The following is a 25,774-nucleotide window of genomic DNA, read 5'->3' as shown; positions in this document are numbered from 1 at the left end:
CATGTCAGAAGATTATCTAATACTCGGTGATAAGAAATTCAAATCAAGGCTTATTGTCGGGACAGGAAAATACGCAAGCTTCGAAGAGACTAAGCAGGCGCTTGAACTTTCAGGCGCTGAGATTGTGACTGTCGCGGTGCGAAGGATAAACATAAGCGACTCAACGAAAGAATCCCTGCTCGATTACATAGACAGGAAAAAATATACAATACTTCCAAACACTGCTGCATGCTATACAGCGGATGATGCAATAAGGACTGCCCGCCTTGGACGCGAAGCAGGGCTTTCAAGCATGGTAAAGCTTGAGGTCATAGGGAGCGAGAAAACACTTTTCCCCGATAACGAGGCTCTCCTTGAAGCTACGAAAGTGTTAGTTAAAGAAGGTTTTATAGTTCTTCCATATACAAACGACGACCCAATCATGGCAAAGAAACTTGAAGATGCCGGTGCCTCTGCGGTTATGCCCCTTGGCGCCCCTATTGGCTCAGGGCTTGGGATAAGGAACCCCTACAATATAAGAATAATCCTTGAGACCGTAAAAGTCCCGGTGCTTGTTGATGCAGGTGTTGGCACTGCCTCGGATGCTGCAATAGCAATGGAGCTTGGCTGTGATGGAGTGCTTATGAACACAGGCATCGCGGGAGCGAAAAAGCCGCTTCTCATGGCTGAGGCAATGAGATATGCAGTGCATGCAGGACGCCTTGCCTATCTTGCCGGACGAATACAGAAGAAACTTTATGCAACGGCTTCAAGCCCTTTTGATGGCACGATCGAATAGGATATATCTTGAACGGGTTGAAAGAGACTCCATTTAAACTTTGCCTTGTAACAGACAGGGCGCTTGCAAAAGGGAATTTGTGCGGGATTGCGAGAGATGCTGTACGCGGCGGCGTTGATTCAATCCAGGTGCGCGAGAAGGATTTAAATGCCCGCGAACTTTATAAGCTTGTGCAGGAAATAAAAATAGCATCAGGGAAATCAGCAAAGATAATAATCAACGACCGCGTTGATGTCGCGATTGCAGCAGGAGTTGACGGGATACATCTTGGATGGAAGTCGCTTCCTCTTTATGAGGTAAAGAAACTGTTAAAACCCTATTCCATGATTGTAGGGGTTTCATGCCATGGAGTTGAAGATGCAGTTACGGCTGAAAAGGAAGGCGCTGACTATATTACCTATGGTCCTGTTTTTAAGACCCCTTCAAAAGAAGGATTGATAGAGCCGCGCGGTATTGAAGGAATAAAGCTGATAAGGAAGAACGTCTCAGTGCCGGTCATAGCCATCGGAGGGATTGATATCGAAAACTGCAAAGATGTGATTGATGCAGGGGCAGACGGTGTGGCAATGATAAGGGCTATTCTTTGCGCAGGAGACGCAGAAGAAGAAGCCAGGAAAATCAGGAGGATTATTTCATAGTGTTTAAGGTATTGACTATTGCCGGCTCAGACTCAGGGGGCGGTGCAGGCGTTCAGGCTGATTTAAGAGTAGTAAACAGCATGGGTGGTTACGGTGCAACGGTCATAACTGCCATTACAGCACAGAATACTCTTGGCATTGAAAGCATTTTTTCATTGCCTGCTGACATTGTGGAAAACCAGCTTGATGCAGTCCTAAGAGATATTAAATTTGATGCTGTAAAGACAGGGATGCTCTATACAAGCGCTCTTATAAATGTGACAGCCGCCAGACTTAAACATTACAAGGTGAGGAATCTCGTAGTTGACCCGGTAACGGTTTCAAAGGGAGGAAACATACTTCTTAAAAAAGAGGCTATAAAATCCCTTGTCGAAAAAATATTTCCTCTCTCTATCCTTGTCACTCCCAATATTGATGAGGCGACTGTGCTTTCCGGTATAAATATAAAAAATATAGATGACATGAAGTCTGCTGCAAAAGTGATAGTTAAACTTGGGGCAAAAAATGTACTTGTAAAGGGAGGGCATCTTAAAGGCGCACCCGTTGATGTCTTTTATAATGGCAGGGCTTTTACATTGTTCGAAGGGAAGCGGATCGAGTCAAAAAATACTCATGGCATAGGCTGTATGTTTTCAGCTTTTATCGCATCGTTACTAGCCTGTGGTTTTGACCTTAAAAGTGCAGTCTCCAAAGCAAAGGAATATGTTGAGAACGCACTTATTAATTCAGAGGGAGTGGGGAACGGCATAAGCCCGCCTGATCCATCATCATGGGTTGTCCGCGATGCAGTGAAGCTTTCAGCAATCGAAGATGCACAGAATGCTTTTGAGATTTTAAAGGGAAGGCAATTAGGTTTTCTTATCCCTGAAGTCCAGACCAACATAGCCTCTGTAACCGTGAGAGGAAATACTATAGATGATGTAGCCGCATTTCCGGGACGGATCGTAAGGCTTGGCGATGACATTGCAGTTTTGTCTTCTCCCAAAATGGGAGCATCAAGCCATATTGCCCGCGTCCTTCTTACAGCGCGCAGTTTTGATAAAAGCATTGCAGGTTCAATGAATATAAAATATTCTCCATCAATAGTTTCTGCGGCAAAAAAACTCGGTCTTGAGGTTGCGGAATTTTCAAGGAAAAGCGAACCAAAAAGCAACAGTTCAAAGGAAGGAAGAACCCTTGACTGGGGAGTGGAGCAGATACTGAGGAAAAAAGGAAAATGCCCTGATATTATTTTTGACAAAGGGGGAGAAGGCAAAGAGCCAATGATCAGGGTGTTTGGCAGAAGCGCCAAAGAGGCGGCAGAAAAGGTTTTAAAGATTGCATTTGAAATGAAAAAGACATATCCGGAAGGGAAAGCAAAAGGCGGAAATAAATGAAGACATTAATTGAAAAAGCAAGAAGCGGGGAACTGACACCTGAAATGGAAAGGGTCTCCGCTTATGAAGGGATAGACTGCGAAGAGCTTGCTAAAAAAATAGCAGAAGGGAAAGTGGCGATTCCATTTAATAATCGACGAAAGCGGGGGATAGAGCCGCGCGGCATAGGTGAAGGGCTATTCACAAAAGTGAATGCCAATATCGGGACTTCCCCTGAGATGCACGACATTGATGAGGAAATAAAAAAAGTTGAAGTTGCGGTAAAAGCCGGAGCAGATGCAGTAATGGATTTAAGCACAGGCGGCAACTTAGCAGAGACCTTGCGCAGGGTGATTAAAGCAAGCAATGTTATGGTAGGCACTGTGCCAATATATATGACGGCAGTTGATGCATTTGAAAATGGAAAGTCCATAAAGGATATAAAGAAAGATGATTTTTTCAAGGCTGTTGAAGACCATCTTAAAGAAGGGGTTGATTTCGTAACAGTCCATTGCGGTGTGACATTAAGAGCTCTTGATGCCCTTGATAAAGAGGGACGCATTACCGGCATAGTGAGCCGCGGCGGTTCCATACTTTCAAAATGGATGAGGCATAATGAAAAAGAGAATCCTTACTATGAGGACTATGGACGGCTCCTCGAGATCCTTAAGGAGTATGATGTAACGATAAGCCTTGGTGATGGTTTAAGGCCGGGATGTCTTAGCGATGCCACTGACAGGGCGCAGGTGCAGGAGCTTATCCATCTGGGTGAGCTTGCGCAGTCTGCATGGAATGTAGGTGTGCAGGTTATGATAGAAGGTCCCGGACATGTCCCAATTAACCAGATTGAGACCAATATACTTTTGGAGAAAAAGCTTTGCAAAGGAGCGCCGTTTTATGTATTAGGTCCTCTTGTTACCGATATTGCTCCTGGCTATGATCACATTACGTCAGCCATAGGAGGTGCACTTGCAGGAAGTTATGGTGCGGATTTTCTCTGTTATGTGACTCCGTCCGAGCATTTAAGGCTTCCAACGGTTGATGATGTGAAGGAAGCCGTGATAGTCGCAAGGATTGCCGCACATGCCGCCGATGTGGCAAAGGGGAAGAAGGGCGCCATGGAAAGGGATATTGAAATGGCCAGGGCGAGAAGAAATCTTGACTGGAAGAAGCAGATAAGCCTTTCAATCAATCCTGAAAAGGCTGCTGCCATAAGGGAATCGTCAAAACCCGCGGCTCCCGACGTATGTACCATGTGCGGAGTTTTCTGCTCGATGAGGGATGAAAAATAAAAGAAGAAAAATGAAAGAATAAAAATAAATAACATGAACGGAACTTCAAAAAGAGATCATGTCTCTGCAATAGTTTTAGTATTTCTTATATTTATTGCAGTCACTGTGGGACGCATGTCGGATCTTAACCGCAATATATCTGAGAGGATATGGACAGAGGTTAAAAACCCTAATCCCATTATAGAGACTGACAGCTCCTCCCGTCCGCTTACTTTTGTTCCTCTGGTAAATGCCATTGACAGTGCGGTGGTGAATATCAACACCTATTCAACGGCAAAGGAAGAGGATGACGTCCATCACTGGGAGTACGAGAAAAGAGAAAAGGGGGTGCCGTACGGAGACCTCTTTAATAATTTCAACGGGAAGAAAAATTCAAAATATTACCAGCGAATCAGCCTTGGTTCAGGTTTTATAATAAACAAGAGCGGCTACATTCTTACCAACAACCATGTCATTCAGAGTTCTACAAGGATAAATGTCACCTTGTCCGACACGCGCGAGTTTGAGGCGAAGATAATCGGAAGAGACCCTGACAAGGATGTGGCGCTTCTTAAGATCTATTCCGGGAAAGATCTTCCATTCGTGACTCTTGGAAATTCAGACAAGGCAGAAGTTGGGGAATGGGTAGTTGCCATCGGCAATCCCTTCGGGCTTGGGCATACGGTCACTGCCGGCATAGTTAGTGCAAAAGGAAGACTGCTCGGCATGGGGACTACCAACTCTTTCATTCAGACAGATGCTCCTATAAATCAGGGGAACAGCGGAGGGCCGCTCCTCAATATCAACGGCGAAGTCGTCGGGATAAACTCTGCGATTATCGCCAATGGCACAGGGATAGGATTTGCCATACCGATTAACAGCATAAAACAGTCCGTAGCGGAAATGGCTTCAAACAGCAGATTGGAACGCTCCTGGATCGGTGTGAGAATCCAGCCTGTTGATAAGCTGATTGCTAAAAGCTTTGGCGTGAGCGATGAGATGGGTGCTTTGGTGGGAGACGTTGCAGTAGGCACATCAGCAGAACGGGCGGGGATAAAAACCGGTGATATCATAGTAAACTATGGAGGCAATATTGTAAGCTCATGCAGAGACCTTTATTCCCTCATAGAGAAATCATCTCCGGGAAAACCATACCCGCTCACTGTTTTCCGGGAAGGTAAGACAATTAACATGCAGATCACGCCGGTAGAGCTATCAAGGAATTTCTTAATAAGGTCTTCAGGGAATTTCGAGGACAGGATGGGGATTGTCGTTTCGGACCTTAACCCTTTGCTCGCCAAGCAATTCAAGGTCAATGAACCCGGAGTCATTGTTGAATCTGTCGGAGATGGCGGAATAGGTTACAAGGCGCGGGTTATGGAAGGGGATGTTATCCTTGAAATAAACACACTGCGGGTTAAAGACAGCAAGGAATTCAGCAGGGTTCTAAAGGAATTATCTCCAAGCAATGCCTTTATTTTTCTGGTAATCAGGGACGGGAAAGGTGTCTATCTTTCAACCGACGGTGATTGACGGGAGTCTCAGTGCGACTCTTCTCCATCCGGTTTTTCTGCTGCGCTGTTATCAGAAAGTTGCACTGCAATTGATTTGTCCGGCGTACTATGTGGTGTCTTTATCTTTTCAATGGGCCTAATGAATACAAACCAGAGAAGCAGGAGAATCCCGATTGAAATCAATAGAAGTTTGTAATTGTGTTTCTGCGGTTCAACCTTAAAATTTTCCTCTTCATTGCTGCTCACAGAAAAGCGCTTGTAGCTTTTGGGCCATATTTTAAGGTTATCTTTTGCTGACGGTTTTTTAAATTTGTCGGCAACCTTTAATTTTACGGGCTTTAATCCCCTGATATATATATTTCTGAAATACATGGCATTTAAGTTTAGATAGAGTTTTGTGCTTGCAAAGAGGGTATTACTAATTTATAAAAAAATCAATATGATCCAGCTTTTCCATGTAAACAAAGTATATGACGGTGGGCTTTGGGCATTGAGGGATATAAGCCTCAGTGTGAAGAAAGGCGAGTTTGTCTTTTTGACCGGTCCCAGCGGTGCAGGCAAGACCACTCTTTTAAAACTTCTCTACATGGCTGAAACTCTTTCAGACGGACAGGTCGTGATATTTGGAAAGAACACTTCCCGCCTCAAGAAAAGAAGCATCCCCTATTTCCGGCGCAACATAGGCGTTGTGTTCCAGGATTTCAAGCTCCTGCGCGACAGCAATGTTTTTGATAATGTTGCATTTGCACTTAGGATTCTGGGCAGGAAACACTCAGAGATAAACGGCAGGGTCATGGAAGTGCTCCGCATGGTGGGACTTGAAAAAAGATACAGGGATGTTCCGGAAAACCTTTCAGGCGGCGAGCAGCAGCGTGTCTGCATCGCCCGTGCCATAGTGAACAGCCCGGCTCTTCTACTTGCAGATGAACCGTCTGGAAACCTTGACCCTGAGAACGCAGCAAGGATAATAGATATATTCAACCAGGTAAACGCAAAGGGGAGCACTGTTATCGTCGCAACACATAATGTGGCGATGGTTCGGGAACTCGGAAAGAGGACACTGCATATTGACAATGGGAAGATAAGGGAAGATTCAACGGGGAGGGAGTCTGATGTTCAGTAGCGCAGGATTTTTCCTTTCCCAGTCTGTCAGGGATTTTAAAAACCATCCATATCTCCACCTGTCGGTTGTAGTGATAATATCCCTTGCCTGCTTTATCTTCGGAATCGTCCTGCTTTTTGCTTTTAACCTCAACAGGGTCGTAGATTCAATATATGCAGACATTGATGTGACTGTCTATCTAAAGCCTGATATCAAGCCGGGTGATGATGTTTACAAGAAGATAGAGCTGCGCCTTAAAGAGGACTCTGTTATTGAATCCTTAAAATTCGTTTCATCCGATGAAGCACTGGCAAAATTCAGGAAAGAAATGCCTGATTATAACAAGCTCATTGATTTTGCTGGATCTAACCCGCTTCCGTCTTCGATTGAGATAAAATTAAAAAAGAACACCAGGGATGTGCAGAGCATGGAGCGTTTTGTGGCTGGGCTTTCCCGCATCGACGGCATCGAAGATGTGAATATCACCGGTGACTGGATTAACAGGTTTTTCGGCTTCCTTTCCTTCATAAAACTGGTTGCCGGGATAATCATGCTCCTCATAGGAGTAGGCGTTGTCTTTATCATTTATAACACAGTGAAGATTACCATCCATTCCCGTTCAACGCAGATAGAGATAATGAAACTCATAGGTGCCACCAACTGGTTTATAAAGGGGCCCTTCATATTTGAAGGGATATGGCAGGGTTTAGGAGGTTCACTCCTTTCAGTCGGGATACTCTATGCTGTTTATTCATTCCTGAAGAACAATCTTGAAGGTGCGTTCTCATTAATATTCTCCGGGATGAGATTTGAATTCCTTGACCCCCTCTCGATATTTTTCATATTAGGAGGAGGCATATTGCTGGGAATCTGCGGAGGAGGCATATCTACAGCGAAGTTTCTGAGGAAATGAGACTCTTAAAATCAAGGCTTAAAATAACTGCTGTCATTGTCCTGTTTTTTTTGTTTCCTGTTTATGCTTTTGCCGCTGAAAAGAAAACAGAGACCCCCAAAAACCCTGAAGAAATAAAAAAAGAACTTGCTGACGAAGAAACAAAGCTTCAGTCGCTGTCTAAAAAAAGGAGTGGGCTGGAAGGAGAAATCAAAAACATCACGACACTTCTCAGGAAAAAAGAAAAAGAGCTTGCAAAGTACAAGACAGAATATGTGAAGCTTACATCTATGAATAGAGAGCTCAGCGATAACCTGCAAAAAGAAGAATCGAATGTCCGGGAATTGAAAGATTACATTTCTAACAGGGTGAAGTTTGTTTACATGAGAGGGAAAGATTACCCTCTCAAAGTCATCTACAATTCAAAAGGCTATCTCAATTTTGTCAATAACGTCATGACAGTGAAAATAATTTCATCAAGGGAGCTTAAGGACTTCAACAGGGTCAACGAGCAGGTTATGTCTTTAAACAAGCTGCAAAATTCCCTTACTCTTTCTCTGGCAAAGACAAAGGAAGTTTATGACAAAGAGACAGCACTCGGGAAAGAGCTTGCTGACAAAAAGCGGGAGAAGAATAAACTAATCACTATGCTGAGAAGCCAGGAGTATCTTTCAGGTAAAAAGATAGCGGGTCTGAAAAAGCAGGTCTCGGAACTTGGCACGCTTGTTCAGGAAGTTGATATGAGAAGTGAGGAGAATGTTCAGGCAACTGCAAATGATTCTAAAGTTAACGAGCTTTTTCCTGATAATCGTAAACTTCTGGGATGGCCCGTTAAAGGCGAGCTGCCGGCAAAACGGATAATAAGCGGCGGGAACAGCCCGGCTTTACGGGGCATCATGATATCTGTTTCAAAGGGCGATGTGGTTCAGTCCATATTCGGCGGGAAGATATCTTTTGCAGGGCCATTTAAGGAATATGGGAATCTTGTTATAGTGGATCATGGAGATGGCTATTATTCTGTTTATGGATTTAATGGCAATATTTTTGTAAAAGAAGGACAGAATATTTTTACAGGAAAGATTCTTGGAAAAATTAATCTGGACACAGGGGGCTCCGGTAAACTATATTTCGAGATTAATCACAGGGGGGAGCCGCAGAATCCGATTGAATGGCTGCATCCTTAGTGCAGTTTTGTTGATATCTGTTACAAATTGGAGTAATTAAGAATAAACTAATTTATCATTTAATTTATCATTGCAAATGTGAGATTTGCGGATGAAAACCAAGGAGAGCTCAATGCGTTTTAGAAGAAGCCTTACGGCAGTTATTTTAGTCGTAATTGTACTGACTGCAGGTTTTCTGCTGAATTCAGCAGTAGACGGCAAAAAGGATGATTCGTCGTACGATAACCTATCTGTCTTCAGTCAGGCATTCACGATAATCAAACAACAGTATGTCAGTGCGGACAAGGTTGGGACAAAGGACCTTGTGTATAGCGCCATCAAAGGAATGGTTGAATCCCTTGACCCCCATTCAAGTTTTATGACTCCTGACATGTTCAAGGAGATGCAGATTGAAACAAAAGGACAGTTCGGAGGAGTTGGGATCCAGATATCCATAGTTGATGAACAGCTTACCGTGATTGCGCCATTGGATGATACTCCGGCAGCGATTGCAGGTATCAAGGAACTGGACAAGATAATAAAGATTGACGGGAAGAACACCCGCGGCATGACCCTTAATGATGCAGTAATGATGATGCGCGGTGCCAAGGGGACTGAAGTTGTTCTCACCATTATGAGGGAAGGATTTAAAGAACTTAAAGACTACCACATTGTAAGGGACATAATAAAAATAAAGAGCGTTAAACAAAAAGTGTTCAACTCTGTAGGCTACATAAGGATAAGCCAGTTTCAGGAGGATACATCTAATGAGCTCGACAACGCGCTAAAAGCACTTGAGAAAGAGCATATTCAGGGGATTATCCTTGACCTCAGGAATAACCCCGGCGGGCTTCTCAATATGGCTTCTGAAGTTGCGGAGAGATTCCTCCCTAAGAAAAGGCTTATCGTTTATACAGTGGAAAGGGACGGCACAAAGAGCCTGAAGTTTGAATCAAAATCAGATCCATATTTTCCTGAGCTTCCCATGGTCATCCTTGTTAACAGCGGGAGCGCCAGTGCCTCTGAAATAGTAGCAGGAGCATTGCAGGATTGGAAACGCGGGGTCATAATGGGAACAAGGACATTTGGCAAAGGCTCGGTGCAGACCGTAATCCCGCTTAAAGACGGCTCAGCGTTAAGGCTTACAACAGCTCTTTATTATACGCCCAATGGAAGGCTTATTCAGGAAACAGGGATTGAGCCGGACATAGATGTAAAACAGATAGATCTCAATTCGAAAACAAAGACTCTTCCTATATTCAGGGAAAAGGATTTGGATAAACATATCCTGAACAAGGAAACTCCGCAGAGCGAAACAGAGCAGGTTCCTGTTATGAAAAATGAGAAAGATGAAGTAACCGCGCCGCAGCCGGAAGGGGATGAGTCTCAGCCTGATTCTGAAAAGAAAGTGCCTCACCTTATTAGGGAAATAGATCCGGCTAATGATTATCAGCTTCAGAGAGCTATTGACCTTATAAAAGGTTACAGGATATTTGAAACACAGAAATAGTAAAGCTGATGGCATCTAAGAAGCAAAAAGAGGGAAAGCCGAGATCTGCTTCGAGCTCAAAAGCATTTCTTGTAATTCTCATTTTAGCTGTAGCAGCAGCGGCATTCTTTTATTTCAAGCCCTCTCTTAAACCTTCATTAACATCATTGATAGGAGGGGGCGTATCAGGAGAATTTTCATCCAGGATAGACAGCGAGACTGAAGAGACTCTTTCCCGTTTTAAGACTTCTTTCATCCTCATAGATACAACCAAACACGTTGATATCAAAACAAAGGTTGTCACAAGAAAGCAATCTTTAAAAGCCTACACCCCTGAAGATGCAAACCAGATAATTGAAGCGCTGAAAAAACTTTCGGAAAAGCACAAACTTGAATTTTCCGCTCCGCCAACAAGTGAACTGAAAGGAAGTAGCAGCGAAATTTATGTAACCATGAGCAAAGGGAATACAATCCTTCAGGCAATTGCGATAGCTGTTGATTCAGGCACAGGAGGAGAAAAGAAACTTAAAGGCAGGCTTGCGATTATCATAGATGACATAGGCGGGGACATCAAAAAAACAGAACTTGTTGCTGGGTTTGATTTTCCGGTTACTGTAGCTGTTCTCCCCGGGCTTCAATATACGCGGCAGTCAGTAGTACTTTCCAGAGAAAAAGGGAAAGAGGCAATACTTCATTGCCCGATGGAATCAATAAGTAACGATGAAGATCCGGGTCCCGGAGCATTGAAAGTCTCAATGAGTAATGATGAGATAATAAAGATTCTCGGAGATGATATTGGTGAGTTACAGGGGATCAAAGGGATAAGCAATCACATGGGTTCGAAGTTTACAGGTGATGCAGAAAAAATTAAAATAGTTTTAGAAGAGCTAAAAAAGCGGGGTTTGTTCTTCATTGACAGCAGGACAAACTCTAAGAGCCGCGCCTATGAAATTGCAAAGGAGCTGGGAGTGAAAACAGCAGAGAATTCTATCTTCCTTGACAATATAAAAGATGTCCCTGAGATTTCGAAAAATATTTCTAAGGCGGCTGAGATGGCTGATAAGAATGGAAGCGCCATTGCAATAGGACATCCTAATCCTGAAACGCTCATGGCACTTAAGATGAAAATTCCTGAACTGGAAGCAGAAGGCACAAAAATAGTATTCGCATCAGAACTGGTAAAATGAGATGGATATAAATGTTACTGAAACAGAAAAGAAATTTGATGATCTGAAAAAAATCCTATTAGGATACAAGAGTCTTCTTATTGCTTTTTCAGGAGGTGTGGACAGTACGTTCCTGTTAAAAGTCGCAAAGGATGTTCTCGGTGACAAAGTGCTCGCTGTCACTGCACTCTCAGAAACATACGCGAAAGAGGAACTTGAGATAGCGAAAAAAATGGCATCCCAGATAGGAGTAAGGCAGGTACTTATCGAATCAGGCGAGGTTGACATACCTCAGTTCAGGGAAAACCCCCCGGACAGATGCTATTACTGCAAGTACGAACTTTTCTCGCAGTTAAAGAAGATTGCTGAAAAAGAAGGTATAGCCCTTGTGTCAGACGGGACAAACTTCAATGATATTACAAGCGACCACAGGCCCGGCATGCGCGCATCATGCGAGCTTGGAGTTGTAAGCCCGCTCTGCGAGGCAAAGCTCAACAAGGAAGAAATAAGATATCTTTCAAAAAAGCTTTCCCTTCCGACATGGGACAAACCTGAGATGGCGTGCCTTTCATCTCGCTTTCCCTATGGCACGGACATTACCCGCGAAAAGCTCCTCATGGTAGATGACGCCGAGAGAGTATTGAGAGAGCTTGGGTTTAAACAGCTTCGCGTCCGCCATCATGGAGAAATAGCAAGGATAGAGCTTGAAAAGGACGCAATCGAGAAAATGATGGATAAGGAAACCCGGCATCAGGTGATAGAGAAATTAAAGGCTATTGGGTTTAAGTATGTTGCACTGGACCTGGAAGGCTATCGACGCGGCAGCATGAATTAAGGGGGCAACTTCAATTTTTGGTGTTAAAAAAAATAGGGACAGCGCCCGTTTTTTAGTTGAGTTTGCCGAAATTCTTGTCATTGACCCGAAAGCTGGAATCCAGTGTCTTCCTCTATTCATTTTTTTGAGTCTCCTAACTTACTTAAAAATTTTTCTACTATTTCAATCTGTCCCTTACAATATATGTGGCAGCTTTCGCAGTCTGTCTTAGGTGGAGCTTTTCTGTCTTTGATAATTTGGATGCACTTGGGAACAATCTTGCTGGTGTCTTCTGCGGAAACAATCATTGTTGCTAAAGATAATAATATTATAGCCAACATTTTCTTCATGTGTTTCATTTTTCTGCCTCCTCATTAAAGCTAATGGAAGTTCATGCTGCTTTAATGTTTGTTCTTCGCTGCCCGTTGCCTTATGATTTTGCAATTATCATTCCAATCAGTAGGGCTAATTCTGGTTGATGGTATCTAGCTGAAATAATGAGATAATTTTTATCCGTGGTAAAATAATGGTTCTTGATCAGGTTTTGTATGGTGCAAATTTTTTTGCAGATTAAAAAAATTTTGTTTGGAAAAGGGGGACATGGGAAAATAGGGGAAAATAGGGACAGCGCCCGTTTTTTATAACACCAGTTCAATATGAATCGAATAATCCAGAAGTTGGTTACAATCAATGGCCAAAGTTTAAAAAAGATACATAAAAAAGATTTCCCTAAATATACTCTCTGAAGATTCCCGCAAAAGCGGGAATCCGGAGACGGAGAAAAGGGGGACGCAACCCTTTTTCTTTTGCGCTATTGAACTATTGATTTCTTCTTGCAAACAAAACTTGAATTTACCAAATAAAAAAGGGTTGCGTCCCCTTTTTGCCTATGTCCTAACCTAGATATATTCCCTCGACCTCAACCCAGTGATGATAACTCTCCACAACGACACCTTATATGTCTTCATATACCTATACCCATAAGTAGCATAGAAGATTACGTCCAGCAGCGATGTGATTGGAAGCCTTACAGCAAACCTGATGAGCGGCTCAAGGCTTGGGAACTGCACGGCAATGTGGAAAAGCTTCTGCAATCTCTCAAGTTCTTTTTTCTCTTTGTTTTCAACTACGCTTCTCTTAAAGAATGATGCAGATATGGAATCGCAGGAATAATCCTCTCCGAGCAGTCCCTTTTCCCTGCAATAATTTTCAAGGTCTGTTCCCGGATATGGCTGATATAAAGAGCACCACGGGTATTCAACACCGATGCGCTGATTGATATGCACGGTTTCAAATGCCTTGTCCACAGTTTCTCCGGGCAGTCCAAGCATATTGTATGTGCCAATTTTAATGCCTGCCTTGTTTAGAAGCTCGGCAGACCTCATCATCTCCTCTTCTTTTATTCCTTTTCTCAAGGCAACATTTCTTATTTCTTCATTGCCGCTTTCAATCCCGAAGTATGCCATCTGGCATCCTGATTCTTTGAGCAATTCGACTACCTCAGGTGTAACAAGCTTCACATGGAGAAGGCACGTGAATGGAAGTCCTATCTCTTTTTTATAAATGGGGAGAAATTCAGTAAGCCATTTATTGTTGAGGATGAAAACCTCATCATCGAAACGTATGAACTTCGTTTTATAAAGTCTTATTATCCTTTTTAATTCTTCTATCACCCAGCGGGGGCTGTGCCTCCTTATTGGCTTTCCCTTGTCTTTGTAAAGCTTGATGTAGGGTCTGTTGAAACAGAATGAGCAGTCGAAGGGACAACCGCGTCCGGTAAAGACGCTCAGATTGTCCTGAAGCGATGGATACTTGTCGTAGAGCGCGCGGTCAGGGGGCGGCAGGGTATCAAGGTCATCTATCAAAGGTCTGAGATCGTTTCTGGTAATTGCCCCATTTGATTTTACATGGAGGTTTTGAATATCGGCGAAAGATTTCCCGCTGTCTAACCTTTCTGCAAGCTCGATCATGGCATACTCTCCTTCACCCATGCATATGATATCTACAGCTTCATTCTCTATGACTTCAGGAAAAAATGTTGGATGCGGACCTCCCAGGATAACGCGGCTTCCGGTTAATTTCTTTAGTTTCGAAGCTCTCGATAATGCCCAGCCATGAGTGCCGGTTGTCGTGTAAAAGCCTATGAGGTCAGGTTTGAAGCGAGTTATGCTTTCTGTGAAGTTTTTCTCTCCGGATTCAATAAATACCTCGCAGGTATGCCCCCTATCTTTCAGCAAAGCTGAGATATACATGGTGCCTAAAAATTCATACCAGAAATTCTGTAAGAATGCGATTCGTGCCATAGATAATTTTAGTGTAATGTAGACTATATTAAATGAGCTTTGCGAATTCAATGAGCAATTTAACAATTTCTTGACAAATAGCGGTGTTGCCCATAAGTTACGGGCAGAGGAGGCGGCCAAAAGAATGGCATTTTTTGAGATGAACCTGGCGAATAGGATAACTACGGTGAGGATATTCCTTATCCCGCTTATTGTTTTTTTCCTGCTCTATTCAAGCAAATATTATATGCATCTCATGGCTGCACTGATATTCGGCATCGCTTCTCTCACAGATATAATTGATGGCTACATAGCGAGGAACCGGAATCAGATTACTACATTAGGGAAACTCCTCGATCCGATAGCTGATAAACTCCTCACATCTTCAGCGCTTATTTCACTTGTTGATCTGCAAAAAGCTCCCGCATGGATAGTGGTGCTTATTATCGGAAGGGATTTCTGCATTGATGGATTAAGAAGTATTGCTGCAACACAGGGGCTGGTGATACAGGCAAGCACTCTCGCAAAATATAAGACTGTTTTCGAGATCATAGCCATTCTGCTTCTCATCCTTGCAGGAGCTAATCAGGAAATAATATATTTTTATAACGCAGGCCTGGGGCTCATATTTTTCACGGCTGTGATCTCAGTAATCTCCGGTGTTCAGTACTTCAGTGATTTCAGGAAGTCCCTGGATCTGTCAGTAGGGAAGTGATGATGCTAGTAGTTGAAAAAATACAACAGATGAAAGAGCTATCTGCACGCTGGAAAAAAGAGAGAAAAACCATAGGACTTGTCCCCACTATGGGATGCCTCCATGACGGCCATTTATCGCTAATAAGAAAATCAAGGGAAGATTGCGATGTTACGGTAGTGAGCATATTTGTGAATCCCACGCAGTTTGGTCCCAAAGAGGATTATACCGCCTACCCGCGGATCTTTGAGCAGGATTGCGAGGATTGCATGAATGAAAAGGTTGATGTCATTTTCGCTCCTTCTGTTGAAGAGATGTATCCTGAAGGATTCCAGACTTCGGTGAGCGTAAAATTGCTTCAAACTCACCTTTGCGGTCTTTCAAGACCGGGTCATTTTGACGGCGTTGCTACCATAGTGCTAAAGCTCTTCAATATTGTTTTCCCCCACAAGGCTTACTTTGGTGAGAAAGATTATCAGCAGCTCCAGATAATAAAGAAAATGGTAAATGACCTGAATCTTGATACAGCTATCGTTGCTATGCCCATAGTCCGCGAACCGGATTGCGTGGCAATGAGCTCGCGAAACAAGTATTTGAATCCTGAAGACCGGGGAAGGGCGAAGATTTTAAGGAAGATAATCAAGGAAGCGGAGCATCTTATTATTAATGGTGAGGTTGAGCCGGAGGCTGTCCTCTCTGCATTGCATAAAATCGTGAAAAAAGAAAAAAACATTGTTGTGGATTATATCTTGCTTTGTGATCCGGATACGCTTGAAGACCTCGATACCCTCGAAAAAAACGTGCTCGTTGCCGTGGCAGTAAAGATAGGGAATACGCGGCTTATAGATAACATGGTCATAAGAAGATAATATCTCTTGAAGCAGGATAAATTAAGAATTACAGTAGCCATTCCAGCCTGCAATGCAGAAAAATATTTAAAAAGAAACATTTCAGGTATTAAAGACCTCGACCCCAAGCCATCCCGTATAATAGTGATTGATGACGGCTCTATAGATAATACTCCCAAAGTACTTGCCGAGTTTCCGGATGTTGTGGTTATAACACATGAAAAGAACATGGGGCTTGCATCTGCGCGGAACAGCGCTCTTGCACAATGCGACACCGATATAATTGCGTATTTTGACAGCGACACAGTACCTCGCAAAGATTTTCTCGAAAAGATTGCTGCCTGCTACAGGGATGAAAACATTGCAGGCGTCGGAGGAAAAGCGATTGAAGCTGAAGCGGAAACCCTATGGGACAGATGGAGAAGCTCAAGGATGAGGCAGGAGCATAGCTCGGGGGGCGATGCCATGTTCCTCTGGGGTGTATGCTCATCGTATAGAGTTGACATACTTCGCAGTTTAGGGGGATTTGATATTGATTTTAGAACGAACGGCGAGGATATTGAAATCGGCACCAGGCTTAAAAACAAAGGATACAGGCTTATCTACGAGCCATCTGCCACGGTTTCCCATCTAAAGCATGATAGCCTATCTTCGCTAACTAAGGCTATTTACCGCTGGTATTACTGGGGCATAATCGCTTTAAGCAAAAACAGGAAGAGTTTTTTTATTAATTACCTTAAGATCATAATTAAGAATCCTTTAAGATATTTTCTTCAAAAAAAATGGGATGAATGCAGACTCTCATTTGTCTTAATAGATATACTTGCCTTTGCAGTTGAAATGACCGCATTGGTTTCCGCTTCATTAAAAAGGGTTAATCAAAGGATTAATAAATGAACCGCATTTCAATTATAATCCCGACGCGGAACCGTCCGGAGCAGCTTGTAGATGCTCTTTCTAAACTGGTTTCCTCCGGAGTTCTTTTAAGTGAAATGGAGATTATCGTTGTTGATGATGGATCAGACTCTGCTGTGATGGATAGGAACAGGGAGATATGTTTGAAATTTAAGGAAAAGATAAATTATATTCCTTCAGCGAAAAGGGGGCCTGCTTCAGCAAGAAACACAGGGATAAGGGCGGCTAGCTCGAATATTATTTTTTTTACGGGTGATGATATTCTTGTTTCTCCGGATACATTAAATGAGCATCTCAGGTTTCATGAGAAGGATTACTGTGGGGATGAGTATGCTATGGTAGGAGCTGTTGTGTGGGAAAAATCCATTGCACGGAACAGTCTGCATCGCTTTCTTGATGAAGCAGAATTCCAGTTTAAAAAAACTGAAGGCTCGAAAAACTATGAAACGGATTTTCACAATTTTTATTCTTCAAATCTCTCTCTTAAAAAAAGTTTTGTTGTAAAGAATAACATATTTTTTGATGAGAAGTTTCCTGCCGCGGCATGGGAGGATATCGAGTTTGGCTACAGGCTTGAAAAAGCAGGGATGAAGATTGTTTTTAACCAGAATGCAGTGGTTGAACATAATCATAGGCAGGAACTTTCCAGATTGCTCGCGAGGATGGAGACAAGCGGAAGAGCTCTCAGGATATTTCTATCCAAATGGCCTGAGGTTGCAGCTACTTATGGTTATGAATCAAAAGATGGTAAGCTTGTGCTAAAAAAAAGATTCATTAAAAGGGCAATCAGGAACCGCTTTACAGCAAGAATAGTCGAAAAAATCCTGGCAAAAAAAAATCCAGATGATGAGATGTCAGGTCTGTTAGCTTTTTTTGCAAAGAACGCTTTTCTCTACCACCTGCATAAGGGCTTTGATGAAGGAATATAATTACAAATTATCCATAGTCATTCCAACATGGAATGGAAAAGAGATGCTCGCTCAATGCCTCGAATCACTGAAAGGGGCTCCTTCCTCGTTTCAGTCTGAGGCTATAGTCATAGATAATGGTTCGACTGACGGCACTGTGGAGATGCTTTCCCAGCAATTTCCTGAAGCAAAGGTCATCAGAAATGAAAGCAATCTTGGATTTACAAAAGCTGTAAATGCCGGAATGAGAGTGGCTACCGGAGAATACCTTTTTGTGCTCAATAATGATGTAATTGTGCTTCCGGAGGCGCTGAACAGGCTCATAAAATTTATGGAAGAGAATAATGATGTCGGGATTGCCGGGTGCAGACTATTTTATCCTGATGGAGGAAATCAAGCGACCTGTTTTAAGGACAGAACGCTTTTGAGGGCTTTAGCAGAGGCATTTTTCATAGACAGATTTTTTAAGAATATCGCAGAGTTTCCGGTTGCTGAAATAGAAAAGCGCGATTCATCGGAAAAGATATACCCTGACTGGATAATGGGCGCAGCAATGATAATGAGGCGCAAGGCTATAGAAAAGACCGGGGGTTTTGATGAAACTTCATTTACAGGCGATGAAGATATTTGTTTCAAGGCAAGGGCTCTTGGCTGGAAGATAGGTTTTGTGCCGGATGCCACGATGGTTCACAGACACAGACAGAGCTCATTTCCGGAGTCAGGGAAGCTGGATGCGGAATGGGTCGGCAGAATGTACTTTGAGTTCCAGAGGAGCGGATGCCTTGCATTTATAAGAAGGAGCCCTCTCTGGAAAGGGAAGATATTTATTGCCATAAAAAAAACCGGCACAATCATCAGACTGTTGGCAGCTATATTGAAATTCTCTCTTTCTATAGGTGATGAAGAGAGGGAGAGCGCGCGAATAAAGGGGCACTTCAGATTCCTTGTTTTTCCCTTTGATGAATTCAGACCGTTTTCAGACACTATTCCTTCGATGCGCATAATGCTTGCAGGCCCCGCTCTCTCGGTGAAAGGAGGGCTTTCAAGACAGGCTGGATTTCTTCTAAAGAGCAGACTTTCAGAAAAATACCGTTTGGATTACCTTGAGACACATGTCTCGGGGGGGAAGATCTCAAAATTATTTAAAGCGCTTTCTGCATTTGTAAAGTTGAAGCTTAAGCTTATACTTAATCCGCCCCATATGCTCTTAATCTACATGAGCGGGGATGCAAGCTTTTTCAGGAAGTCCATCATTGCACTTATTGCATATTTCTTTAGGGTGAAGACCGTCATTTACTGTCATTCATTTGATATTGACCATTTTTATGCAAGGTCTAATGAGTTAGTAAAAAAATATATGCACTATATCTTTAAACGCGCAGATAGGCTTATCGCGCTTTCTGACTGCTGGAAGCAGAGCCTTTCCTATATTTCCGGAAGAGAAGACATAAGCATTGTTCCACCTTCCTCTCCAGAGCTTGAGCTTTTCACAGAAGATGGAAGAGAAAAGAAATATGACAAGGCCGGCGGGATACTTTTTATGGGACAACTTGAGGAGCGCAAAGGAATATATGACCTTCTGAAAGCTTTTGCTGAGATTTCAGGGGAAGATGGAATTGATGCGAAGCTTGTTCTGGCAGGTGTGGATAGCGATGGGAATGTGAAAAAATTTATCAGTGACCATAACCTTGATAAAAAGGTGAGTCTCACCGGATGGGTGGATGGAGAGCGGAAAAGAAAGGTGTTGCGGGAGTGCGGTATCTTTGTCCTTCCTTCCTATGCTGAAGGGTTCCCACTTGTGATTCTCGAAGCTATGGCCAGCGGGCTTTCCGTTATAGCATCTGATACCGGGAGCATTGGAGAGATTATCAGGGATGGTGTGAACGGCTATATAATCAAACCCGGAAATATCGAGCTCCTGAAATCAATACTTATGAGACTATTAAAAAATCCTGAAGAGGTACGAAAAACCGGACAAGCCGCTGTTCAGACTGTGAGAATGTCATATCTTTTTTCAGAAACAATAAATGGAATAGAGCGTGAGATTGAAGGTGTACTTGTCTCAAGATAACCTTTATTTTTTCTCTTTTTTGTAAATGAACAGGAAGAGGCAGAAGAGTAGCCCTGTAAATGATATGAGCTCTCCTGCAATCCTTGCAATGGTGGGATCAAAAGTCACTCTCAGAAAATTAACACCTTCTGGAAGTTTAGCGATTATTCTTCCGGTGTCATCGACGGTGAAGGGGACCGGTACCGGTTCAATATCTTTTATCTTAAGAGTCCATCCTGGGAAGTAAAATAAATTAAGACGTACTGTTGCACTTCCAGCTACTGCCTTTACCCTTATCCCCCTTTCTGACGGGGATATCTCTTTCCTTAGCACTCCTAATTTCCCGGAGATCGTTTCAAGAGGCACTCGCGGTTCATTGTCCGGCATCTTCTTAACCCCTATGGGCATGTATTCCTGCCCTACGGAATAGGGAAGTGTGTCCTGCCATTCGTAGATTTCTGTAGTTTCTTTGATATTGTTTATATTGTCAGAAATATTCCATGCTCCTCCAATAAAAATAATCAGAACAGATATGATTGTGAGAAGCCTCAATTTATAAGGCTTATTGTAGGATTTATCTTTAAACAGCAGTCCTGCCAGGAATGAGATGAAAAAAGAAGCCGGTAAAATCAGAGGAAGAAAAATATTGCCTTCAGAGTCATTCCCATAGATATATTTAGCTTCCAATGCTGCCTGGAACCAGAAAAATGCAGAAAGCCAGAGCCCTGTAAATATGCCTCCTGAATTGATTAATAAGAATCTCAACGGCCTCTTATTTTTACAGACTATAAAATGATAAAATAGTGAGTATAAGAGCAATGACAAAGTCATCATAAAAGTCGGTTTTGATGAAAGAAATAGAAGAGAGCAGCAGAAAGATAACTTTATAAAATGTTTTGTATTAATTGATAAATCCGCTTCTTCTATTTTGTATGATTTTCCAGCTATGCAGCATGACAATGGGAGGAAGAGAAAAGAGTAAATATCATCAAAATTATTGCGGTTAAAAAGTATTGATATGAGAGATGGGGAAAAGAGGTAGATTAATGATGATATAAGCCCTCCTCTTATGCCAGAAACATCTTCAGAAAGTCTGAACATGGAAATGGCGCAGCAAAAGACGGTGAGCACAGAAATAATATTCAATAATGAGAATGGACTTATCCCGCTTAAGGCGAAGGGCTCAGCTAAAAAAAAGAAAAGCGGAGGGCTGAATATAAAAAGAGGATAGCCATAGCCATTCCCAAACCCTGAAGCCCATTTGGGAAATAAGGTAAAGCTTACAATGTTTTTATGAAACTCTTTAATGGCAAAAGCGTATTTTATCGATTCTGAATGTTGAGCAAACATACTGATTTTCAGGATGAAATAACAGATATAGACACACCCGATAAGGATTGTGACAATATGCAGTGATGAAAGTTTTTGTCTCATATTAGCCATTGTTAACCTATTAAAAAATCAGCACATATTCCGGCAATAGCGGGGAGATTGTCAAGTCTTATGGAATTGGATAATTGTTTCATTAACAGAGATGATAGTTATGTTAGATATGTTAATATTAGAGCGCGTGGTGACGAAGAAACGTTCTCACAATTTTTTTATGGCAAGGCATGTAAACAGATGGTTCCTGCAAAGACAAAGCTAAAACTTGGCGAGATTCTGGTAAAGGAAAAGATAATTAAAGAAGAAGAGCTTCAAAGGCTTCTTATCCTTCAAAAAGAATCTACTGAACATCTCCCCATTGGAGAGATATGTATTGCTGAAGGTCTTATTACAAGGCATGAGCTCAAGAACATCATAAAGCAATATGGCAAGGAGATGAGAATAGGTGAGCTTTTCACTTCAATGGGTCTCATCAATGAAAAACAGGTTGGGGAGGCACTTCAAAAGCAGAAGGTTCTTAATAAGAAGCTCGGAGAGACACTGGTTGAGATGGGATGTATAAACGAAGAAAACCTTATCATGGCTTTAAGCCATCAGCTCGATATCCCAAGGATAAAACCAGACCCGCTTCTTATAGAGGCATCGCTGTTAAACAGTTTTAATAGGAAGTTCCTCGAAACAAACTACTTCATCCCTGTTTTTAACGATGAGAACAATGTTACTATTGCGATGGCTGACCCGCTTGATGAAAATTTAATAATCAGCATTAAGTCTACAATCAAAGATAATGTCATAGTAGGAATAGCTTCAAAAGAAGAGATCCTTTTTGCCATAAAGAATGTCTATGAGAAAGTACATCTTAAAGACTTGGGCTCTTTTAACGGCAGTGAATCATCATCTTTAAGCAAGAGCCAGCTTACAATAGGTAATGTGGATTTGAGCAGGGGAGATGATAAAATAGTTTCAGTCGTAAATTATATAATATCCAATGGAGTAAAAGAGGGTGCAAGCGATATTCACATTGAGCCCCAGCAGAACAGGTTAAGAATAAGATACAGGATTGACGGTGTAATGGTACATAAAACAGATTTGCCTTCCAGCATTGCTCCCAACGTGGCTTCAAGAATAAAAGCCGTATGCCAGCTTGATATCTCTGAAAAAAGGCGGCACCAGGATGGGAAGATATATGCAAACGTAATGGGTAAAGAGATAGACCTCAGGGTTTCAACTTACGCTTCAGTCTATGGCGAAACCATTGTCATCAGGATACTCCACAGGCAGTCGTCATTAATTGATATAGAGAGCCTGGGGCTTTCGCCTATCAATCTCTCAAGGTTCAGGAAGATTGTCGATTCTCCTACAGGTGTTATTCTTGCAACAGGGCCTACAGGTTCGGGTAAGACGACAAGTCTTTATGCTGTTCTCTGCTATCTGAACAAAAAAAATTACTCTATCATCACTGTTGAAGACCCTGTTGAGTATATGATTGATGGGGTTGTTCAGGGAAAACTGGATCCAAAACTCGGTATGAGCTATATGGATTTCTTAAAATCCATGATGAGGCAGGACCCGGATGTGCTGATGGTTGGCGAGGTGCGCGATAAAGTGGCTGCCGAGGCAACTATCCAGGCAGCGCTGACAGGACATAAGGTCCTCTCGTCCTTCCATACCGATGACAGTACAAGCGCACTGCTGAGGCTCATGGATATGGGTATTGAGACATTTCTTATTTCATCAACAATAGTGTCAGTTATGTCCCAGCGCCTTGTAAGAACAATATGCGGATACTGCAAGGTGGAAGATACCGATCTGGATCCTGAAGTGCTGGCTTCCTTCCACATATCACCCGATGATGCACAGAATCATAAATTTTACAAAGGAAAAGGTTGCGATAAATGCAATCATACCGGATTCAAGGGAAGGACTGCCATCCATGAACTTCTTGTTTTGAATGACTCGATTAGAGATGCGATTCTTCAAAGAATGCCTTCATCTGAAATCAGGCATATTGCAAGGCAGGCGGCGGAACTCATTTCACTGAGGGAAGATGGGATTTACAAATCGCTTAAAGGTATTACGACCCTTAAAGAAATTAACAGGGTAGTTTTCCAGATGGAGTCTGATAAGTATAAAGCACGCACGCTGGATCAGCTCATCGAAGTTTGCAACAGTGAATATGTTGAGACATACGGAGTGAATAAGAATATTCCAGCAGCAAATATCAGCAAACCGGTTTCAATCTCATCTGAAGCTCAGGCAGGAAAAAATAAGACAGAGCCTATTACATCTGTTCCGGCAGACGTATCAGCTCCGGCATATGCATCAGTTCCTGATGGAACAGGCATGGAAGTTTTCAGGCTCAGAATTAAAACTTCTGCTGTTGAAGATGAGTTTGATTTATTTAAAGACCTCTATGACAACTACATAGACAACCGCAGGTTTTGCGGTCTTCCTGATTCTGCAATAGAGGCGGGTGATTTTATCGAAGTCCTTGTATTCTATATTATGCGTTTGAAATTACGCTATTCAGCCAAGTACGTTGAAGTAGTGATAACACGCGACAAAGGGCATGTTGATCTTTACCTTGAAACATTTGCCCGCAGGCCTGTTATCGTGAAGGACAGGGATGTCGAGGAAAAGATTAATATCACATATTCAAAAATGACAGAACGTGTGGATTTCGATGAGTTTTTAAAAATATGCCATAAGCAGACGACGCCACCTTTAAGCCTTTCAGCTTAACCTCTGTACTTGTTAGTGATTGGTATCCTTCTTCCAGAACCGAAAGCCTTTGTTGTTATCCTTATGCCCGGAGGGGCCTGCTGTCTCTTGTATTCATTCCCGTCTATCCTCTGTATCATATCGCGTGCGGTTTTTTCATCAATCCCCCGGCGTACTATCTCTTCAAGGCTGTTGTCCTCTTCAATATAAAGATGAAGTATCTGATCCAGGATTTCGTACTCGGGAAGAGAATCCGTGTCTTTCTGATTTGGCCGAAGCTCTGCTGAAGGTGGTTTTGTGATGCACCTTTCAGGGATGAGCGATTTTCCTGCAACTGAGTTCCTGTACCTTGCAAGTTCATATACCCATGTTTTCGGGACATCGGATATTACGGCAAGGCCACCTGCCATGTCACCGTAAAGTGTCGCATAGCCGACGCTCAGCTCAGACTTGTTCCCTGTTGTGAGCAGCAGGTATCCGAATTTATTGGAAAGAGCCATCAGTATGTTTCCTCTTATCCTTGCCTGGATGTTTTCTTCAGCTACATCCCATTTGCGTCCCTTGAAAAGCGGGGAAAGTATCTCTGTGTATTCATCAAAGACAGACTGTATTGGAACCACCTCGAATCTTATGGAGAGGTTCTTTGCAAGATGGCGCGCATCTTCAATGCTGTGTGATGAGGATATGGAAGTCGGCATTGCGATCCCAATGACATTTTCTTTGCCAAGTGCGTCAACGGCAATAGTCGCTACAAGCGAAGAATCTATCCCGCCGCTCAATCCCAGGATTACCTGTTTGAAACCGTTTTTTCTGAGATAATCGCTTACTCCCAGGACCAGTGCTTTGTAGATTTCCTCAGCGCGGCTGATCTTGTTTCCAGATGCCTTCTCTGCCTTGCTGTTCACTCTGATTCTCTTCTTCTGTTTTGCTGAAGAAATTTTCCCGTCAATATTTACTATCGTTACTTTATGCTCATCGGGAGTCATGAGTTCTTCCCTTCCCCTCGGGTCCTGGAGCCTCATCCTTTTTATGTCATCAAGGTTTATGTCAGACATTATAAGGTCTTCCTCAAAAAGCTTTCCTCTCCTGAGGATTTCCCCTTTGCAGTTTATGATCATGCTTCGCCCGTCAAATACAAGGTCGTCCTGTCCCCCTACAAGATTGTTGAACACAAGGGCGACAATGTTGTCAGTGCATCGTGTCTTAAGCATTTCCTCCCTGAACGCAGGTTTGCCGACATGATAAGGGGAAGCCGATATGTTGATTATAAGCTCGGCTCCGGAACTTGCCTGGTTTTCAGTCGGGTATCCGGGAATCCATATATCTTCACAGATGTTGACGCCGAAGGTCATGTTCTTTCCTTTAAAAAGCAGGCTTTCCTTTCCGCTCCTGAAATATCTTTTTTCATCAAAGACACTGTAATTAGGAAGGTGTATCTTGTTCTGGATGCCGACTATCTTTCCGTTCTGTATGACTGCAGCGGAGTTGAAAATGTCATTTTCCTCGTTAACGAATCCGGCAATGACTATGATCCCTTTTGAGGCATTACATATTTTATCAAGCATCTGGATATTGTCCTGAATGAACTTTCTCTTGAGCAGAAGGTCTTTGGGAGGGTAGCCTGTGATTGCAAGCTCGGGGAATGTCAGAATATCAATAGATAAGTCCTTGGCCTTTTTTATGATTTCCGTCATCTTAGACGTATTCCCGGCAAGGTCCCCTACAGTTGTATTTATCTGCGCTGCACCGACACGTATCATCCGCATATTTTAAGCCTTATAAGTTAGC

22 protein-coding genes are annotated in these 25,774 nt (G+C 42.7%); 17 read left to right on the top strand and 5 right to left on the bottom strand.

Annotated elements, in window-relative coordinates; translation table 11 throughout:
• Window position 1 precedes the first annotated feature (1 nt).
• Genes HZA77_10260 through HZA77_10240 form a run of 5 tightly spaced genes read left to right on the top strand, consistent with a single transcriptional unit; the run spans window position 2 to window position 5,575 of the window.
• On the top strand, window positions 2-778 hold the full coding sequence (locus HZA77_10260) for a thiazole synthase (protein MBI5375809.1): 777 nt from the start codon (window positions 2-4) through the stop codon (window positions 776-778).
• A gap of 8 nt (window positions 779-786) precedes the next feature.
• Window positions 787-1,416: a thiamine phosphate synthase gene (gene thiE, locus HZA77_10255; GenBank protein ID MBI5375808.1), complete on the top strand. Its 630-nt coding sequence runs from the start codon at window positions 787-789 to the stop codon at window positions 1,414-1,416.
• Complete coding sequence (thiD, locus tag HZA77_10250; GenBank protein ID MBI5375807.1) at window positions 1,416-2,792, top strand: bifunctional hydroxymethylpyrimidine kinase/phosphomethylpyrimidine kinase; 1,377 nt, start codon at window positions 1,416-1,418, stop codon at window positions 2,790-2,792. The genes thiE and thiD overlap by 1 nt, the downstream gene beginning before the upstream one ends.
• Entirely contained in the window at window positions 2,789-4,063 is a 1,275-nt protein-coding gene (thiC, locus tag HZA77_10245) for a phosphomethylpyrimidine synthase ThiC (GenBank protein MBI5375806.1), read from the top strand. Before thiD ends, thiC begins: the two co-directional genes overlap by 4 nt.
• Window positions 4,064-4,096: 33 nt before the next feature.
• Window positions 4,097-5,575, top strand: coding sequence for a Do family serine endopeptidase (locus HZA77_10240; GenBank protein ID MBI5375805.1), 1,479 nt, complete (start codon window positions 4,097-4,099; stop codon window positions 5,573-5,575).
• An 8-nt stretch (window positions 5,576-5,583) separates the two neighbouring features.
• Here the strand turns inward: HZA77_10240 and HZA77_10235 are convergent, their stop codons facing one another.
• Window positions 5,584-5,928, bottom strand: a complete 345-nt coding sequence (locus HZA77_10235) for a hypothetical protein (protein MBI5375804.1) — start codon at window positions 5,926-5,928, stop codon at window positions 5,584-5,586.
• Between the two features lie 67 nt (window positions 5,929-5,995).
• Here HZA77_10235 and ftsE point away from each other — a divergent pair, with 67 nt between their 5' ends.
• The 6 genes from ftsE to larE all read left to right on the top strand — a co-directional run bounded on the left by ftsE (window position 5,996) and on the right by larE (window position 12,203).
• Window positions 5,996-6,679 (top strand): cell division ATP-binding protein FtsE, encoded by a 684-nt coding sequence (ftsE, locus tag HZA77_10230; GenBank protein ID MBI5375803.1) that lies wholly within the window; start codon window positions 5,996-5,998, stop codon window positions 6,677-6,679.
• Entirely contained in the window at window positions 6,669-7,571 is a 903-nt protein-coding gene (locus HZA77_10225; protein ID MBI5375802.1) for an ABC transporter permease, read from the top strand. The genes ftsE and HZA77_10225 overlap by 11 nt, the downstream gene beginning before the upstream one ends.
• Window positions 7,568-8,734, top strand: coding sequence for a peptidoglycan DD-metalloendopeptidase family protein (locus tag HZA77_10220; GenBank protein MBI5375801.1), 1,167 nt, complete (start codon window positions 7,568-7,570; stop codon window positions 8,732-8,734). Before HZA77_10225 ends, HZA77_10220 begins: the two co-directional genes overlap by 4 nt.
• A gap of 91 nt (window positions 8,735-8,825) precedes the next feature.
• Complete coding sequence (locus HZA77_10215) at window positions 8,826-10,223, top strand: S41 family peptidase (protein MBI5375800.1); 1,398 nt, start codon at window positions 8,826-8,828, stop codon at window positions 10,221-10,223.
• Between the two features lie 8 nt (window positions 10,224-10,231).
• Window positions 10,232-11,389, top strand: a complete 1,158-nt coding sequence (locus HZA77_10210) for a divergent polysaccharide deacetylase family protein (GenBank protein MBI5375799.1) — start codon at window positions 10,232-10,234, stop codon at window positions 11,387-11,389.
• Between the two features lies 1 nt (window position 11,390).
• The gene (larE, locus tag HZA77_10205; GenBank protein MBI5375798.1) at window positions 11,391-12,203 is read left to right on the top strand and encodes an ATP-dependent sacrificial sulfur transferase LarE; all 813 of its coding nucleotides are present in this window, start codon (window positions 11,391-11,393) and stop codon (window positions 12,201-12,203) included.
• Between the two features lie 116 nt (window positions 12,204-12,319).
• Here larE and HZA77_10200 read toward each other — a convergent pair whose 3' ends face one another.
• Both HZA77_10200 and HZA77_10195 read right to left on the bottom strand, forming a co-directional pair.
• Window positions 12,320-12,541 carry a hypothetical protein gene (locus tag HZA77_10200; protein ID MBI5375797.1) on the bottom strand — a complete coding sequence of 74 codons (222 nt, stop codon included), beginning with the start codon at window positions 12,539-12,541 and terminating at the stop codon, window positions 12,320-12,322.
• Window positions 12,542-13,081: 540 nt separating this feature from the next.
• Window positions 13,082-14,485: a B12-binding domain-containing radical SAM protein gene (locus HZA77_10195; GenBank protein ID MBI5375796.1), complete on the bottom strand. Its 1,404-nt coding sequence runs from the start codon at window positions 14,483-14,485 to the stop codon at window positions 13,082-13,084.
• A gap of 139 nt (window positions 14,486-14,624) precedes the next feature.
• On the opposite strand from HZA77_10195, the gene pgsA reads away from it, so the two are divergent.
• The 5 genes from pgsA to HZA77_10170 are packed head-to-tail and all read left to right on the top strand — an operon-like array spanning window position 14,625 to window position 19,900.
• Window positions 14,625-15,179 carry a CDP-diacylglycerol--glycerol-3-phosphate 3-phosphatidyltransferase gene (gene pgsA, locus HZA77_10190; GenBank protein MBI5375795.1) on the top strand — a complete coding sequence of 185 codons (555 nt, stop codon included), beginning with the start codon at window positions 14,625-14,627 and terminating at the stop codon, window positions 15,177-15,179.
• Between the two features lie 2 nt (window positions 15,180-15,181).
• Window positions 15,182-16,027: a pantoate--beta-alanine ligase gene (locus HZA77_10185; protein MBI5375794.1), complete on the top strand. Its 846-nt coding sequence runs from the start codon at window positions 15,182-15,184 to the stop codon at window positions 16,025-16,027.
• 6 nt (window positions 16,028-16,033) lie between these two features.
• Window positions 16,034-16,903 carry a glycosyltransferase family 2 protein gene (locus tag HZA77_10180; GenBank protein ID MBI5375793.1) on the top strand — a complete coding sequence of 290 codons (870 nt, stop codon included), beginning with the start codon at window positions 16,034-16,036 and terminating at the stop codon, window positions 16,901-16,903.
• A complete protein-coding gene (locus HZA77_10175; GenBank protein MBI5375792.1) occupies window positions 16,900-17,850 on the top strand; it encodes a glycosyltransferase in 951 nt (316 codons plus the stop codon). The genes HZA77_10180 and HZA77_10175 overlap by 4 nt, the downstream gene beginning before the upstream one ends.
• Window positions 17,837-19,900, top strand: a complete 2,064-nt coding sequence (locus HZA77_10170) for a glycosyltransferase (protein ID MBI5375791.1) — start codon at window positions 17,837-17,839, stop codon at window positions 19,898-19,900. Before HZA77_10175 ends, HZA77_10170 begins: the two co-directional genes overlap by 14 nt.
• 3 nt (window positions 19,901-19,903) lie before the next feature.
• On the opposite strand, the gene HZA77_10165 is transcribed toward HZA77_10170, so the two are convergent.
• Entirely contained in the window at window positions 19,904-21,322 is a 1,419-nt protein-coding gene (locus HZA77_10165) for a hypothetical protein (GenBank protein MBI5375790.1), read from the bottom strand.
• 60 nt (window positions 21,323-21,382) lie between these two features.
• On the opposite strand from HZA77_10165, the gene tadA reads away from it, so the two are divergent.
• Window positions 21,383-24,007 (top strand): Flp pilus assembly complex ATPase component TadA, encoded by a 2,625-nt coding sequence (tadA, locus tag HZA77_10160; GenBank protein MBI5375789.1) that lies wholly within the window; start codon window positions 21,383-21,385, stop codon window positions 24,005-24,007.
• Here the strand turns inward: tadA and HZA77_10155 are convergent.
• The gene (locus tag HZA77_10155) at window positions 24,004-25,752 is read right to left on the bottom strand and encodes an NAD+ synthase (GenBank protein MBI5375788.1); all 1,749 of its coding nucleotides are present in this window, start codon (window positions 25,750-25,752) and stop codon (window positions 24,004-24,006) included. The genes tadA and HZA77_10155 overlap by 4 nt on opposite strands.
• Window positions 25,753-25,774: the final 22 nt, after the last annotated feature.

The sequence above is a fragment of the Candidatus Schekmanbacteria bacterium genome (assembly GCA_016219965.1).
In the GTDB taxonomy this organism is placed as follows: Bacteria; Schekmanbacteria; GWA2-38-11; order GWA2-38-11; family J061; genus JACRJM01.
This window is presented reverse-complemented; position numbering and strand designations above follow the sequence as displayed.